Below are 15,225 nucleotides of genomic sequence, written 5' to 3' on the forward strand. Positions count from 1 at the left end.
GGTGAGGTGAGAATTATACCCGAATCAAAAAATCTCTAGTCAAATCAGAAACTTTCACCCGGATTTCGGGGTTTTCTAGGCCCCTTAAAGGGTTTTCCCTTCGCAGGACGCCTTGGTCCGCCATTACCCGGTCCTGCACCTGACCCAGCACTAAAGCCGCTACCATGATGAATCTTTTGGCCCTTGGGGCGTTGTCCGCCCGGCTTTCCTCCGGTTCCCCGTTGACCTTTATGACCAAATCCTGATCGACCGCCCCCATTATTTGAACCTCGGCCCTGACCGGGCAAATGGGATGTGCCCTGCGAATGATTCGAGGCCATAGTGAGAGCCTCCTTAGACCCCCAATACGAGACTGAAGTTTGCATTGGATCGGGCTGAAAATTGGGATCACTCTGGGGATCTCCTCCGGGGCCTCTTCCCTGCGGACCACCCTTATCTTTATTTCCCATTTGGGGAACTTTTAAACCGGCAGCTCGCATTAACTGAGTAATATTTTCAAGAGGAACCTCTTCCCACTTACCGCGCCGTAAACGGGGAGGCAATATAAACATACCGTAGCGGGTTCGAATCAAACGAGAGACTACGTGCCCCGTAGCCTCAAACATGCGACGAACCTCACGATTACGTCCTTCGGTTAAAGCCACGGAGTACCAGCGGTTTGCTCCATCGCCACCGCCTTGACTTAAACGCAAAAAGCGGGCTTGACCATCATCGAGTTGAATCCCTGTTTTTAATTGCTCTGCAGATTCAGCAGACAACTCACCCAAGATACGGACGGCATATTCACGCTCAACCCCATAACGAGGATGCATCAAGCGATTTGCCAACTCTCCGGAGGTGGTAAACAACAAAAGGCCTTCAGTATTGAAGTCCAATCGACCAACCGCAATCCAACGGCCTTGACGAGGTTTCGGCAAGCGATCAAACACGCTTGGCCGACCCTCTGGATCGGCTTGGCTAACAATTTCGCCAGCAGGTTTGTGATACAAAATTACACGTGGTGGTTTGGTCTGAATCTTACGATGCACAGGCTTACCGTTAATGCGTACGATATCGCTGGGCCCCACACGCTGACCAATGTGCGCCGGCATGCTGTTAACCGATACACGTCCCTGAATAATCAAATCTTCCATCTCACGACGCGAGCCCATGCCTGCATCGGCTAAGACTTTATGCAACTTAACAGTATCTTCATCTTCAGCATCATCATCGAGACCATCGAGATCTGACCACACCTCATCGCGCAAGCTCAGTGGTAGCTCGTCCACGCTAGCAAATTGCAAGCGCTCTAAATCAGTAGGATTGTCGAGCTCATCAGACTCTTCAGTACCCGCCTTGGTGGTCCGCTGTTCGATCCCGGCTTCATGGGAAATAACACCAGGCTCGTCAACCGGAGTGGGCTCTGAAGTCTCGGGGGCATCAAGAGCAGCATCAAACTCTCCGGACACCACAGAAGCAAACAATGCCTCGGTCTCCGCCTGGAGTTGTGCAGATTTTGGTGCTGGCTTAATGGGCTCCCCGCCTGTATCCGCATGAGGGTTCGGCGAATCACGTCGCTTATTTTTATTACCGAACTTACCGCGTGACTTATGGTTTGGTTTATGGAAACGCTTGGGTCCTCGCTCACCGCGGTCCTTACGCTCCCCAGACTCCGCATCTGCCGAGGAAGGGCTATCGTCTGATCCACCTGCTACTGGATTTGGTACGAGGGAGTCTTGATCAGGATTTGTCATCGTGCTCGGGATTACTTGGCAGATCTAAGGGAATCACTGTTTCAACAGTCGCATCAGCATCAAACTCAATCACTGCTTGGCCTAAGGCTTCTGCTGAAATAGAGCCATCTTCTAACATCGGGAGGCTTTGTAAATCTTTTAAGCCGAGATCATCTAAAAACTGTTTGGTAGTTGCATACAGACCAGGTCGGCCGATAGTATCTTTATGACCAACCACCTCAACCCAGCCACGATCTTCGAGCTGACGCATTACATTGCTACTCACCACCACGCCACGTACCTCTTCAATTTCCCCACGGGTAACAGGTTGACGGTAGGCGATGATGGCCAACGTTTCCATAACGGCTCGCGAATACTTTGGTGGTTTTTCTGGCGTTAAGCGATCTAAATACTCGCGCATATTGAGGCGACTCTGAAAACGCCAACCCGTTGCTATGTTAACCAGCTCCATACCCTTGTCATGCCATTCTTTTTGGATCTCAAATAATATTTTTTGAAGATCAGCAGAAGCCAAAGGGGGTTCTACAAATAATCGGCTTAATTCATTTGCCGTTAAAGGTTCTTGAGCGCAAATTAATGCGGTCTCTACTACACGCTTATAGTGATCAATATCCATACAATTTGGCTAAACAGGATTTACCTGTTTAATGGTTCATTCGCAATCGTCAAAATGGGTTTGGGGTGTTTTCTGGCTAACGCAGGGCTCACTCAAGTTAATTCTTATTTTGGGGATGCCCGGCAATCAAACGAATCTTTTAGTTTCGTAGCAATTTGCACCGATTACCCATTATAAGGTAGGGTCAATACAATAGCCATATGTCGCATTTATCCCGTCCTCCTAAAGCCCATCAACCAAGCCGTCGCAACGCACTGAAAGCCATGGGGCTATTTGGTGTCAGCGCCCTATCTGGATGCGGTTTATTAAGCAAAAGCCGTAAGCCCAATATCGCTCTTGTTTTGGGTTCTGGCGCTGCCAGAGGTTTTGCCCATATCGGGGTCATCAAGATGCTTGAGTCGCAAGGAATTCGTCCAAATATAGTGGTGGGGACTAGCGCTGGGAGTGTGATTGCTGCTCTTTATGCCTCTGGTTATAGCGGTCTTGATCTCAACCGCATTGGTCTAAATCTTGATGAGGCCGCCATTGCAGACTGGGCATATCCATTCGCGGGTCGGTTTGGTGGCTTGATTAAAGGAGATGCACTTCAGAGCATGGTGAATCGTGAGGTTCAAAACAAAGCCATCGAGCAAATGAGCATTCCCTTAGGTATTGTTGCCACAGAACTACACACTGGCAAAGGGGTTCTATTTCAGAGGGGGGATACTGGCCTCGCAGTGCGCGCTTCTTGCAGTGTGCCTGGAGTTTTTCAACCGGCAATGATTCAAGGAAAAGAATATGTCGACGGCGGTCTGGTGGCTCCTGTCCCTGTTCGTTATGCTCAAGAGATGGGTGCTAACTTTATTATTGCGGTCAACATCTCATCCGATACAAACACTTTTAATTCTAGTGGCACCCTAGGGCTTTTACAGCAAACGATCAACATCATGCAACAAAGCATTAATCAATATGAAATTGTCAAAGCAGATGTTCTGATTACCCCACAGCTCAAGCAAATGGGTAGCGCAGACTTTCGTTCCAGAAACGCTGCCATCCTTGCAGGTGAGCAAGCTGCTCAAGAGAAAATTACCGAGATACGAGAAAAACTAAGAATCTTTGAATCGAAATGACTCTTACAAATTACGTGTTTGTACCCGTAATTTCTTGGCTTCCTGAATCAAAGCATTGCGCTCTGCATTACTAAGCTCATCGCTACCGTCTAAACGACGAGCGCCATCAAAACGCTTATCCCAATAGGTGCTCGCTAAATCATCGACACGAACCGTGGAGCCTTTGGCGGGCGAATGAATAAATTTATTGTCGCCCACATAGATACCGACATGCGAGAAGGTCAAGCGCATTGTGTTGAAGAACACCAAATCACCGGGTTGAAGTTCTTCGCGCGTAATGGGCTTACCGACCTTACTCATTTGCGATGACTTAGGGGGCAATAAAAAACCTAGCTTATCTCTGAACACAAATCTGACAAAGCCGCTGGCATCTAAACCCGATTGAGGTAAATCACCATTCCAGCGATAACGAACTCCAATAAGTTGCATTGCCTCGTTAATCAAAGATTCTGTTTTGCTTGATACCGAATCAACTACTTGATAAGTGAAACGAGCAAAGTATGAAGAGGTACTCTCAAGAATGCTCTCAACTTTAGTACCTTCTTTATTGCTTGCCTCCTCAGTAGTATTGGCAGAAAGCAAAGGCGAAGCGAAGCCCAAAACCAGAACGGTCAAGGACTTTAAAGACAAAGAGATCGCTTGCTTTTTCAAAGACATAGCTCAATTCTAACAAAGCTAATCCGATTTAGAAAGCGGTATTGCCGAGATTTATAGTCTAAGTAACTGTTTTTTATAGGAATTTAGATCTATACCAGCTCTGCAGCGGCAAATAAGGCCTTGGTATAAGGCTCTTTAGGGCTCGCAATCATCGCCTCGGTCTCACCGTATTCAACAACCTCCCCACCGCGCAAGACCATCAGTTCATGAGACATCGCACGGATTACCGCCAGATCATGGCTAATGATTAAGTAGGCCAAGTTGTACTTTTTCTGGAGAGCGCTGAGCAATGCTAAGACCTGTTTTTGAATCGACACGTCCAAGGCCGAGCTTGGTTCATCCAAGACCAAAATCTGTGGTTTTAAGATCAGAGCGCGAGCAATTGCAATCCGCTGTCGTTGGCCACCCGAGAACTCATGTGGATAGCGCATCATCACTGAACGATCCAGACCCACTTCACGCAAGATCTCAATGACACGCGCCTCACGCTCCACAGTCGATAGCGTTGGTTGATGAATATTTAATCCCTCTGAAACAATATCAAAGATGGTCATACGGGGCGATAGAGAACCAAATGGATCCTGAAAAATAACCTGTAAGTTCGCCCGCATTGCTCTTCTAGCAAGCGGTGACATTGCCTGCCACGATTGGTCCAAAACTGCCACATCACCAGCAAGGCGTGCGGTGGTCTCGCCCAGTAGACCCAAGATTGCCATTGCTAAGGTGGTTTTGCCAGATCCAGATTCACCAATTACACCGATGGTTTGACCTTGCTTTAGTTGGAAGCTCAAGGGTTGCAATACGGTATTGCGTTTTGCTTTGGTAAACCATTTCGCAATGCGCAGACCCGCTCCCGAGAAATTAGACTGGGGATAAGAAACGCTTAAACCATTTACTTTTAGGAGCACCGGCGCTAGGGGCACTAGGGGCAACAGCTCCCTCACAGGCTGACTATTAACCAATTGCTCCGTGTAATTATTTTTAGGGTGTGCAAATACCTCATGGGTAGAGCCACTTTCTACCAAGCAACCCTGATTCAAAACACCCACACGATGGGCAAAGTGTCTCACTAAATTAAGATCATGGGTAATTAAAAGAATCGCCATCCCTCCCCGCTCTTTAGCCTCTTCTTGTAAGTCTTTTAACAAATCCAAAATCTGTAAACGCAAGCTCACATCCAAGGCGGTGGTTGGTTCATCGGCAATCAATAATCGTGGCTTACATGCCAATGCCATGGCGATCATGGCGCGCTGTCGTTGCCCTCCTGATAGTTGATGAGGATAGGCATGAAAACGCTCTTCTGGTTCTGGTATACCCGTTTTCTTGAGCAATGCAACGGCTGTATTTCGACATTCGGCAAGTGGCAATAAAGGCTCATGCACTTGAACCGCTTCGACAATCTGATTGCCAATGGTAAACAATGGATTTAATGCGGTCATCGGTTCCTGAAAAATCATGGCGATCTCGCGCCCCCGTATCTCCCGAATTTGCTCCAGACTTAAATCCAAAAGATTGACCTCTGTACCATCCGCCCTGCGCCAATAAATTTTGCCAGTAAGGTGCGCTCCCTCAGGCTGTAAACGCAATGGTGAGAGAGCGGTTAATGTTTTGCCAGAGCCCGATTCGCCCACTAAGGCGATGCGCTCACCCACGCCAATCTCCAGCGAGAGCTCACGAACTGCAAATTTCTCACGACGACCTGTACCAAACGAGAGTGAAAAGTTCTCATAACGTAATAGACTGGTGCTCATGCTTTCACTCCAGTCAGCGGATTGCTCTTGCGGGAGTCAAATGCATCGCGCAAGGCTTCGCCCATAAAGGTTAGCAAGAGTAATGTGCCGCCCAGCACCACAAAGGTTGATAAAGAAATCCACCAGGCATCTAAGTTGGCCTTACCTTGTGACAAAAGCTCGCCCAAACTCGGGGTACCAGGAGGTACGCCCAATCCCAAAAAGTCTAGGCTGGTTAGGGATAAAATAGATGCGCTCATCCGAAATGGTAAGAATGTAATGACTGGGGTCAAGCTATTGGGCAAAATATGACGCCACATGATTTGCGCATTTGTGAGGCCTAATGCTTTAGCAGCCCGCACATACTCCAAGGCACGATTCCGAAAGAACTCTGCTCGCACATAGTCCGATAGACCCATCCATCCAAATGCTGCTAACAAAATAATCAATAGAAGAACGCTGGGATTAAAGATCGAGGCAAAAATAATCAATAGGTATAACTCGGGCATCGCTGACCAAATCTCAATGATGCGTTGCGTAATCAGATCAAAGCGCCCCCCAAAGAATCCCATCAGTGCGCCAGTCAAGACCCCAACCACGACTCCCACAATCGTTAAGGCAATGCCAAATAAAATAGAGAGACGAAAGCCATAAATTAAGCGAGATAAAACATCACGACCTCGATCGTCTGTGCCTAACCAGTTATCCAATGAAGGCGATGCAGGATTTGGCTCCTTGGAGAAATAATTTAAGGTCTGAAAGCTATACGGGATGGGTGGGTAAATAGCCCAATTAGAACCTTGTGTAATATTTTTCTTGATATCGGGATCTAAGAAATCGGTTGGAGTGGCAAAGTCTCCTCCAAAGACAGTTTCTGGATGATTTTGAATCATGGGGAAATAAAACTGGCCCTCATAGCGCACTACCAGAGGTTTGTCATTCGCAATGAGTTCTGCACAAAGACTAAGTCCGAAGAGAATCGAAAAAATCCACAGACTCCAGTAGCCTAAGCGATTGGACTTAAAGCGTGACCAGCGACTCACGAGCCACCTCCTGAACCAAACTGTATACGTGGATCAACCAAGACATAACAAAGATCAGAAATTAGTTTTGTGACCAAACCAATTAAGGTAAATAAATAAAGAGTGCCAAATACCACCGGATAATCCCGCTTCATGACCGCCTCATACGACAGCAAGCCAAGGCCATCCAATGAAAACAAGGTCTCAATGAGCAATGAGCCTGCAAAGAATGCGCCAATGAATGCTGCTGGGAATCCAGTGATTAAGGGGATAAGTGCATTACGAAAAACATGCTTCCAAAGAACCTTATTCTCACTTACCCCTTTTGCTCTTGCCGTTAAGACATATTGCTTGCGGATCTCTTCCAAAAAAGAGTTTTTGGTGAGCATGGTAATCACTGCAAAGCTTCCGAGAACCGATGCTGTAATAGGCAATACTAGATGCCATAAATAATCTAAGACCTTACCCATCATGCTGAGCTCATTCCAGTTATCAGAAGTTAAACCCCGCAACGGAAAGATCTGTAAAAAACTGCCACCACCAAACAATACAAGCAACAAAACTCCTAAAACAAATCCGGGGATTGCATAGCCAACCAAAATCATGGTGCTGGTAACTCGGTCAAAACGTGTACCATCGCGTACCGCCTTAGAAATACCCAAAGGGATCGATATCAAGTAACTAATAAAGAAGGTCCACAAACCAATGCTGATAGATACTGGTAATTTAGAGATCACCAGATCCCACACACTCTTGTGTTGGTAGTAACTTTGGCCCAGATCAAACTGAGCAAATCGTTTAAGCATCGCAAAGTAACGCTCCAGGGCCGGCTTATCAAAACCATATAAAGCCTTAACTTGCTCTAGACGCTCCGCATCCAAGCCTTGCCGACCGCGATAGGTGGTTCCTCCACCTGATGACTCACCGCCGACTGCGGCATCTCCTTTTCCCCGAAGCTCTAGCATTAACTGCTCTACAGGACCGCCGGGAACAAATTGCACCACAGCAAAGGTTAGGGTCAGCACCCCCAGCAAAGTCGGGATCATCAACAAAATACGCTTCAGAATATAACTAAGTAGCTCTGAGTTCATTTACGTGCCTCTTGTAACCACCAGGTGGATAAGATCCATGATTCAGCGGAGTAATACAAAGGAGGATTGGGGTAGCCCATCTCCTTACGAAATGCGATACGATGCGTCGGGTTATACCAATGAGGAACTACGAAGTAACTGTTCCATAACACTCGATCTAATGAACGGGTAGCTGCTTGTAACTGCTCACGGGTCTCGGCTTTTACGATCGCATCAATCAGGGCATCCACGACTGGGGATTGCACACCAATGACATTATCCGATCCTCTCTCTTTGGCAGCTGCACTCCCAAATCGGTCATATAGTTCATTACCGGGACTTTGCGTATCGGGGAAGCGTATGGTGGTCATATCAAAATCATAATCATCCATCCGTTTCTGGTGCAAAGCATAGTCACTAGTTCGTATCTCAACTTTGATGCCTAACTTTTCTAAGTTACGCACATAGGCAGAAAGAATCCGCATGAAGAAGGGACCATCCTCCACAATCTCGAAACGAAAGATTTCTCCTTTCGAGTTTCGCAGTGCTCCATCGCGATAGGTCCACCCCGCTTCTGCTAACAACTCACGGGCTTTGCGTAAATTGTTCCGTAAGCTGCTCGGGGCTTCTGTACTGGGCGGTGGGGGCATTGCCCCAAAGACTGCCTCAGGAACATGTTGAGGATACTTCGCTTGTAATGGTTTTAATAGCTTGAGTTCGGCTTCTGTCGGGACCGTTTCGCCTCGGTAGTTCGCACTCAAATCACTATTGGTGTAATAACTGTTTATACGTCCATATTGATCAAAAAAGAGTTGTCGATTTAACCACTGAAAATCGAGGGCGTAACCCAGGGCTTTGCGCACACGGACATCCTGAAAAATGGGACGACGTAGGTTCATGGCAAAACCCTGCATACCGGCACCATTATGATTGGCGAAGGCTTTCTTAATGAGAGTGCCATTATTAAACTTTGGGCCCACATAACTCTTTGCCCAGTTCTTGGCACGGTACTCGACTAAGGCATCAAACTCCCCCGCCTTAAATGCTTCGAGACGCACCGCATCATCGCTGTATAACTTATAAACAATCCGATCAAAGTTATAAAAGCCGACCCGCACATTGACCTTGTTACCCCAATAATTTGGATTACGTTTATAGATCATTGATTTACCAGCACGAAAGGACTCGATGACGTAAGGGCCACTGCCAATTGGATGCTCAAAAGTAATTTTGTCAAAGGCAGTAACACTACCGTCTGTTTTAACACCCCAGTTCTTGGAGAAGATTGGCAGGCCACCCACCATCAACGGTAGTTCGCTATTACGAGTCTTGAAATCAAAACGTATCACCCGTTCAGAAACAACTACCGCTTGTTTAACATCTGCATAGATAGTTCTATATTGTGGATTTGCCAGCTTACTCATTAAGGTGTCAAAACTGTGTTTAACATCACTAGCCAATATAGGTGAGCCATCCGAGAACTGCGCCTCAGGTCGGATCCGAAAACTCACTGACATTTTGTCAGGTGCTACTTGAATATCTTCGGCAATCAAGCCATAAACACTAGATACTTCATCGGCACTACCTACTGCCAAGGACTCAAACATTAAGGCACCAATACCAGGCGCCGTTACCCCTCGAAGAGTAAACGGATTGAATTTATCAAAACTGGTTCGCCGATCTGGGTTGGGTAGGGTTAGGGTGCCGCCTTTAGGAGCATTTGGATTGGCGTATTCAAAATGAGCAAAGCCTTCGGCATATTTGGGCTTCCCATACTGAGCAATCCCTTGGGCAGCAGCACTTTCTCCCGAATAAAACCCTAGGCCACATAAGAGTCCAAGAGTAATAAGGAGAACCTGGGCCCTAAATGGCATCCCTACAGGATTAGGTCTAATTTGGCTTAGCATATGCAACAATTGTAGATAGCAAATCAATTTTGGAGTAAAGGACTCAAGATGGCTTATTTAAGCGGCAAACGCATCCTCATTACCGGACTTCTTTCAAACCGCTCAATTGCCTATGGTATTGCTAAAGCATGCCATCGTGAAGGAGCTGAGTTAGCCTTTACCTATGTTGGTGAGCGCTTCAAAGAGCGAATTACGGAGTTTGCCAAAGAGTTCAATAGCCAGCTGATTTTTGATTGCGATGTGGGTAGTGACGAACAAATTACGGCTCTATTTAAGGATCTCGCCAAAAGCTGGCCCCAATTTGATGGTTTCGTTCATTCCATCGGCTTTGCACCCCGAGAGGCGATTGCCGGAGATTTTCTAGAGGGTCTCAGTCGTGAAGCCTTCAAGATTGCTCACGATATCTCTGCCTATAGTTTCCCAGCTATGGCAAAAGAGGCAATGCCCATGTTACGACCCAATGCTGCCTTGCTCACTTTGACCTACCTTGGTTCAATGCGCAATGTTCCGAACTACAACACCATGGGGTTGGCCAAGGCATCCCTGGAAGCATCGGTTCGTTATTTAGCTGGCTCTCTAGGCCCTAAAGGAATTCGGGTGAATGGTATTTCTGCAGGCCCCATTAAAACTCTTGCGGCTTCTGGCATCAAAGGCTTCGGCAAGATATTGGATGCGGTTGAAAAGACCGCTCCTTTGCGTCGCAACGTTAGCGTTGATGATGTTGGTAATGCTGCATCCTTCCTTTTATCCGACCTGGCAAATGGTATTACCGCAGAAATCATCTATGTCGATAACGGTTTTAGCCAAGTTGTTGGCGGGATGGATGAGGTTTAAAAATCAAGCCAACTAGTTCTTCGACAGAACTATCACCCATCCCATTGCGAGATGCTCTCGCTTTTTGGGTCAAGCTTGGCTTTACTAGTTTTGGAGGGCCCACTGCTCAGATTGCCATGATGCATGACGAGCTCGTTGATAAAAAACGTTGGATCTCAGAACGACGTTTCTTGCACGCCCTCAACTATTGCATGTTACTACCGGGGCCAGAGGCTCAGCAGTTGGCCACCTATCTAGGCTGGTTAATGCATCGCACCTGGGGCGGCATTCTCGCCGGCGCTCTGTTTGTTCTGCCTTCTTTATTTATTTTGATTGTGCTTTCGTGGCTATATGTTCACTATGGCCAAACAACTATAGTGGCCGCCATCTTTTATGGAATTAAGCCTGCAGTAACCGCAATTGTCATTACCGCTGTGATTCGTATTTCTAAACGTAGTATCCAGAATCGTACTTTAGCAATATTGGCGCTGCTCTCCTTTATTGCAATCTTTGTGTTTAACCTACCGTTTCCACTCATCATTCTTAGCGCAGGTATTTTTGGCTTATGGGCTGGCCAACGCCATCCTGAACTTTTTTCTCAAGAACAAAAAACGTATTTCAGTCAATTACCCAAGCATCATGAGAATGCAATCATTGATGACCATACGCCACCTCCAAGTCATGCCGGTTTTATTCGAGCGCGGCTCATCTGGCAAATTACGATTGCTAGCCTCTTGTGGTTTGTGCCAATAGCATGCCTTATCTTTCTGCTGGGCTGGAAAACTCTGTATCCACAACTGGCTTGGTTCTTTACTAAAGCAGCACTGCTTACCTTTGGGGGGGCTTATGCTGTATTGCCCTACGTCTACCAAGGCGCTGTTGAGCACTATCAATGGCTCTCTGCCACCCAAATGATTGATGGTCTAGCTTTGGGTGAAACGACGCCGGGACCACTCATTATGATTGTTGCGTTTGTAGGTTACCTAGCGGGTCATGCTCAAGAGAGCACCTTAGGGGGCATATTCGGAGCATGCATTGCCACGTGGTTTACTTTCTTGCCATCCTTTTTATTTATTCTTATTGGTGCACCAATCATTGAATCAACGCATGGCAATTTACGTTTCACCGCACCCCTTACTGCCATCGGTGCAGCAGTCGTTGGCGTAATTGCTAATCTAGGGGTTTTCTTTGCGTACCATGTGTTTTTTCCTAGCGGCCTCTCTGCGGGGATTTCTTGGATATCACTGTTGATTTGCGGAGTTGCCCTCTTGCTGATGATTCGATATCAGTGGGGAGTCATCCGAACCCTAGCCTTAGCTGCTTTAGCAGGACTTCTTTTTGCACCCAGCGGACTTCTATTCCAATAATTTACTTTGGATGGTAGCGCTGCCAGGATTGGCATAATGAGAGTATGAGAATCGACCCACCGACACTAACCCATCTCCAAGAATGGATTGGTAAAACCGAGCGATATCAAGACACTGTCACTATCGCCCCCTACCGCGCCTTATCAGCCACCCTCGACCGTAAGGATCCAGATCCCATTAATGGAGTGTTTCTTCCCGAGTTATGGCATTGGTTGTATTTCTTGCCCCATGCCAAACAGTCTGAAATTGGACCCGATGGCCACCCCAAACGCGGTGGCTTTCTACCCCCCATTCCACTACCACGAAGAATGTGGGCAGGCGGTCGACTTCGCTGGGAACAGGATCTTGTTATTGGCGATGACATCGAGCGTGTCTCAACCATTAAATCAGTGACCCATAAATCAGGACGAAGTGGTGATCTACTGTTTGTATTAGTAGAACATCAAATTCATAATTCCAAAGGCCGCACACTCACTGAAGAGCATGACATTGTGTATCGGGCCGCACCTTCTCCCGATGAAAAGGCTCCTGATCCAACTCCAGCTCCAAGTGATGCCAAGTGGAGCAAGATCATCCACCCTGATCCTGTTTTGTTGTTTCGGTATTCAGCCTTAACGTTTAATGGGCATCGCATTCATTACGATCGCAGTTATGTGACCCAAGAAGAAGGCTATCCCGGTTTGATCGTGCATGGTCCTCTCATTGCTACTTTATTAGTGGATCTTGTGCGGCAGAGCAACCCTGGGAAGAAATTAAAGCGGTTTGAGTTCCGAGCCGTTCGACCGACCTTTGATATTCATTCCATGCAGGTAAACGCCAGCCCAGATCTTGCTGCAGATCCTAGCGGCAAAACTCTTTCGGTTTGGGCACAAGATCATGAGGGTTGGTTAACCATGCAAGCAAAAGTAGAGCTGGTCTGAATTCAATGAGCACTCATTACTCCGCAGAACTTGCCCAATTTGCTGCAGAACTCAAGCTCGATGACATTCCGCACTCAGTCATTGCTCGTACTGAAGATTTGTTTGTTGATTGGTTTGCATCGGCAATTGGCGGTAAAGGTGCAGCGCCTGTGGAGATCATGGCGCAATTTGCACAGTCGATGGGTCCACACCAGCAAACTGCTTTGGCAGGCTCTGCTGAAATCCTAGTAACACGAACAAGTTCCAGTCCGTTCTTGGCATGTTTAGCCAATGCGGCAGCATCTCATGTGGTTGAGCAAGATGACGTTCATAACGGCTCCGTTTTCCATCCAGGAACGATAGTGTTCCCTGCAGCTCTAGCTTGTGCACAAGCTAAACAACTCAGCGGCGAAGAACTGATAACTGCAGCCGTTGTTGGGTATGAGGTGGGTATTCGGGTTGGAGAATTTCTGGGGCGCTCGCACTACAAAATCTTTCATACAACGGGTACTGCGGGTACCTTGGCAGCGGCGGCTACCGTTGGGCATCTGCTGAACTTAAACCCCGAGCAGATGCTACACGCCTTCGGTTCTGCAGGAACACAATCTGCAGGGCTTTGGGAGTTCTTACGCGACGCGGCTGATTCAAAACAATTGCACACAGCACATGCTAGCGCTACTGGATTCATGTCGGCCTATCTAGCGAAGGCGGGATTCACGGGCGCTAAAAAAATACTGGAGGGGGCACAAGGTTTAGCTGCAGGCATGTCAAGCGATGCTAACCCAGAAAAGTTAATTGATCGTCTAGGATCACGTTGGTGTATTGCAGAGACTTCATTTAAATACCACGCCTCCTGTCGTCACACCCACCCTGCTGCCGATGCACTCTTACAAGTTTTGCAGAAAAATAGTGTTCAGCCACAGGAGATTGAGCGCATTGAGACCTTCGTGCATCAGGGTGCTATCGATGTACTAGGTCCCGCCAGCAAACCGAGCACCTTGCATCAATCGAAGTTCTCGATGGGTACCGTACTCGCCCTAGTCTGCAAGTATCACTTTGCTGGTCTTCAAGAATTTGCTGACCACTTTCACGATTCAGAAATTTGTGCCCTACGCGATCGCGTGACCATGACTCTCGATACGGAAGTGGATCAGGCCTACCCACAGCGCTGGATTGGTAAGGTCAAAGTTCACCTCAAGAACGGCAAGACGCTTGACGGTCGTATAGACGAACCCAAAGGAGATCCAGGAAATACTCTAAGTCGCGAAGAGATCCAAGAAAAAGCATTACGGCTTGCCGCATTTAGTCGGGGCGCTACCGAAATTGAAATGAAAGATGCCATCACACTACTATTTAATATCCGTCAGGCCAAAATCATTCCGTTCATCCTTCCCCAAGCAGGAGCATCCTTATGAACTTACCCCACTCCCCCTTAAGCGATGCATGTAGTTTTTTGTTTGTGCCAGCTACCCAACCCGAACGTTATGGCAAAGCACTCGCTAGCGGAGCTGATGGGGTCATTATTGATCTTGAGGATGCGGTGGGTCTGGATGACAAAGCCAAAGCGCGGGAGATTTTGAAAAAAACCTGGCCATCCATTTCGATCGACCAGAAACATCGGATCATTGTTCGCTGCAATGCTCCAGGCACCCCCTTTTATGCTGCTGATCTTGTGCTTGCTAAAGAATTACAGGTTCAGTATTTAATGATTCCAAAAACAGAATCGCACGATCAAATTAATGGGGCTGCTGAAGAACTCGAAAATACTGCGTTCATCCCCATGATCGAGACACCCCTCGGCCTGCATCATCTCAATGAAATCGCCAGCGCAGAACAAGTTTTACGCCTTGCTCTCGGAAATCTCGACATGCAAGTTGAGATGGGTATGAGTTGTGATGAAAATGAAACTGAAATTGATACGGCGCGCTTCATGCTGGTGCTGGCCTCTAAGTTGGCACAAATTGCCCCTCCAATTGATGGGGTTACACCCTCTACTGATGATGAAGCACGAATTTTTGCACATGCACAAAAGGCGAAGCGTTTTGGTTTTGGGGCAAAGCTATGCATTCATCCAAAACAAATCCCGATAGTTAAGAGGGCTTTTACTCCAAGCCCCGAGGAGCTTGACTGGGCAAAGCGGGTTATTTCTGCAGATAAAGCATCCAAAGGACAGGCTGCCAAAGTCGATGGAAAGATGATTGACCGCCCTGTAGTCATGCTGGCCCGAAGGATCCTAGCCTTAGCAGGTAGGTAATCCCTAAGTTTTTCCTCCTAAAAGCATGGCAAAATAGCCCTCGCATTA

Annotated in this window: 12 protein-coding genes and 1 pseudogene; 6 read left to right on the top strand and 7 right to left on the bottom strand. The window is 47.4% G+C overall.

The features are described 5' to 3' along the window. Nucleotides 1-44: 44 nt before the first annotated feature. Together NKE59_RS06740 and scpB are read right to left on the bottom strand one after the other, a co-directional pair. The gene (locus tag NKE59_RS06740) at nucleotides 45-1,733 is read right to left on the bottom strand and encodes a pseudouridine synthase (RefSeq protein WP_353438212.1); all 1,689 of its coding nucleotides are present in this window, start codon (nucleotides 1,731-1,733) and stop codon (nucleotides 45-47) included. A gap of 52 nt (nucleotides 1,734-1,785) precedes the next feature. Next, nucleotides 1,786-2,349: pseudogene (gene scpB / locus NKE59_RS06745) on the bottom strand (SMC-Scp complex subunit ScpB); the annotation flags it as partial. Between the two features lie 200 nt (nucleotides 2,350-2,549). Here scpB and NKE59_RS06750 point away from each other — a divergent pair. Next, a complete protein-coding gene (locus NKE59_RS06750) occupies nucleotides 2,550-3,458 on the top strand; it encodes a patatin-like phospholipase family protein (protein WP_353438213.1) in 909 nt (302 codons plus the stop codon). Nucleotides 3,459-3,461: 3 nt separating this feature from the next. On the opposite strand, the gene NKE59_RS06755 is transcribed toward NKE59_RS06750, so the two are convergent. The 5 genes from NKE59_RS06755 to NKE59_RS06775 all read right to left on the bottom strand — a co-directional run bounded on the left by NKE59_RS06755 (nucleotide 3,462) and on the right by NKE59_RS06775 (nucleotide 9,844). Further along, nucleotides 3,462-4,115, bottom strand: coding sequence for a C40 family peptidase (locus tag NKE59_RS06755; RefSeq protein WP_353438214.1), 654 nt, complete (start codon nucleotides 4,113-4,115; stop codon nucleotides 3,462-3,464). A gap of 89 nt (nucleotides 4,116-4,204) precedes the next feature. Beyond that, nucleotides 4,205-5,866, bottom strand: coding sequence for a dipeptide ABC transporter ATP-binding protein (locus tag NKE59_RS06760; RefSeq protein WP_353438215.1), 1,662 nt, complete (start codon nucleotides 5,864-5,866; stop codon nucleotides 4,205-4,207). Further along, nucleotides 5,863-6,888: an ABC transporter permease gene (locus tag NKE59_RS06765; RefSeq protein WP_353438216.1), complete on the bottom strand. Its 1,026-nt coding sequence runs from the start codon at nucleotides 6,886-6,888 to the stop codon at nucleotides 5,863-5,865. The genes NKE59_RS06760 and NKE59_RS06765 overlap by 4 nt, the downstream gene beginning before the upstream one ends. Beyond that, nucleotides 6,885-7,958, bottom strand: coding sequence for a microcin C ABC transporter permease YejB (gene yejB / locus NKE59_RS06770; RefSeq protein ID WP_353438217.1), 1,074 nt, complete (start codon nucleotides 7,956-7,958; stop codon nucleotides 6,885-6,887). The genes NKE59_RS06765 and yejB overlap by 4 nt, the downstream gene beginning before the upstream one ends. Next, nucleotides 7,955-9,844 (bottom strand): extracellular solute-binding protein, encoded by a 1,890-nt coding sequence (locus tag NKE59_RS06775; RefSeq protein ID WP_353438218.1) that lies wholly within the window; start codon nucleotides 9,842-9,844, stop codon nucleotides 7,955-7,957. The genes yejB and NKE59_RS06775 overlap by 4 nt, the downstream gene beginning before the upstream one ends. 48 nt (nucleotides 9,845-9,892) lie before the next feature. Here NKE59_RS06775 and fabI point away from each other — a divergent pair, with 48 nt between their 5' ends. From fabI to NKE59_RS06800, 5 genes are read left to right on the top strand one after another with little or no spacing between them, the layout of a single operon-like run. After that, the gene (fabI, locus tag NKE59_RS06780; RefSeq protein ID WP_353438219.1) at nucleotides 9,893-10,678 is read left to right on the top strand and encodes an enoyl-ACP reductase FabI; all 786 of its coding nucleotides are present in this window, start codon (nucleotides 9,893-9,895) and stop codon (nucleotides 10,676-10,678) included. Nucleotides 10,679-10,722: 44 nt separating this feature from the next. After that, nucleotides 10,723-12,024, top strand: coding sequence for a chromate efflux transporter (gene chrA, locus NKE59_RS06785; protein WP_353438220.1), 1,302 nt, complete (start codon nucleotides 10,723-10,725; stop codon nucleotides 12,022-12,024). Between the two features lie 44 nt (nucleotides 12,025-12,068). Beyond that, nucleotides 12,069-12,944: a MaoC family dehydratase N-terminal domain-containing protein gene (locus NKE59_RS06790; RefSeq protein WP_353438221.1), complete on the top strand. Its 876-nt coding sequence runs from the start codon at nucleotides 12,069-12,071 to the stop codon at nucleotides 12,942-12,944. 5 nt (nucleotides 12,945-12,949) lie between these two features. After that, complete coding sequence (locus NKE59_RS06795; RefSeq protein WP_353438222.1) at nucleotides 12,950-14,338, top strand: MmgE/PrpD family protein; 1,389 nt, start codon at nucleotides 12,950-12,952, stop codon at nucleotides 14,336-14,338. Beyond that, on the top strand, nucleotides 14,335-15,177 hold the full coding sequence (locus NKE59_RS06800; RefSeq protein WP_353438223.1) for a CoA ester lyase: 843 nt from the start codon (nucleotides 14,335-14,337) through the stop codon (nucleotides 15,175-15,177). The genes NKE59_RS06795 and NKE59_RS06800 overlap by 4 nt, the downstream gene beginning before the upstream one ends. Nucleotides 15,178-15,225 lie beyond the last annotated feature (48 nt).

The sequence above is a fragment of the Polynucleobacter sp. UK-FUSCHL-C3 genome, assembly GCF_040409815.1.
Lineage (GTDB): Bacteria > Pseudomonadota > Gammaproteobacteria > Burkholderiales > Burkholderiaceae > Polynucleobacter.